The organism is Mesorhizobium sp. M7A.F.Ca.CA.002.15.2.1, assembly GCF_003998715.1.
In the GTDB taxonomy this organism is placed as follows: domain Bacteria; phylum Pseudomonadota; class Alphaproteobacteria; order Rhizobiales; family Rhizobiaceae; genus Mesorhizobium; species Mesorhizobium ciceri.
In genome coordinates, this window is the sequence record NZ_RZPI01001176.1 from 1 (window position 1) to 711 (window position 711).

Annotated in this window: 1 pseudogene; it reads left to right on the top strand. The window is 68.6% G+C overall.

Features of this window, described 5'->3' with window-relative positions:
• Window positions 1–711 (top strand): annotated as a pseudogene (locus tag ENZ74_RS33475) (double-strand break repair protein AddB); the annotation flags it as partial.

The following is a 711-nucleotide window of genomic DNA, read 5'->3' on the forward strand; positions in this document are numbered from 1 at the left end:
CCCTTCTGGTTTTCCCGGCTGACCGTGCGCTCTATCGAAACTGCGCGGAATTTGCTCGAACGTCTCAAGCAGGCGCTGGCGCCGCTCGCAGCCTTCCGAGGCCGGGATGACGCCGACCTTGCCGCGCTTGTCAGGGCCAGTGTCGTGACACTCGAAAATCTCGGCCGCATCGCCGACGGCGGCCTTGGCGAACTCTATGCCGGTGACGCCGGCGAGAAGCTTGCCGAACTGCTGCGCGGGCTGGTCGCGGCTTCGGCTTCGCTGTCCTTCGCGGCGACCGAGTGGCCCGACATCATGGCGGCGCTGATCGCGCCTGAAACGGTCAAGCCGGCACAAGGCACCGACCGGAACATCGCCATCTGGGGCGCGCTGGAAGCCCGGTTGCAGACGGTCGACACGCTGGTCATCGGCGGGCTCAACGAGGGCGTATGGCCGCGCAAGCCAGAGAGCGACCGCTTCATGTCGCGGCTGATGAAGACCGGCATCGACCTCGAACCGCCCGAGCGGCGTATCGGCCTTGCCGCGCATGATTTCCAGATGGCCATGGGCGCCGGGAAGGTGGTGCTGTCCCGCTCGGCACGTGCCGGCGATGCACCCGCCGTGCCGTCGCGCTGGCTTCAGCGGCTGCTGACCTTCATCGGCAGCGACCAGGCAGCGGAGCTGCGCCGGCGTGGCGACGAGCTGCTCGCCTGGGCGCGCGCGCTGGATGCC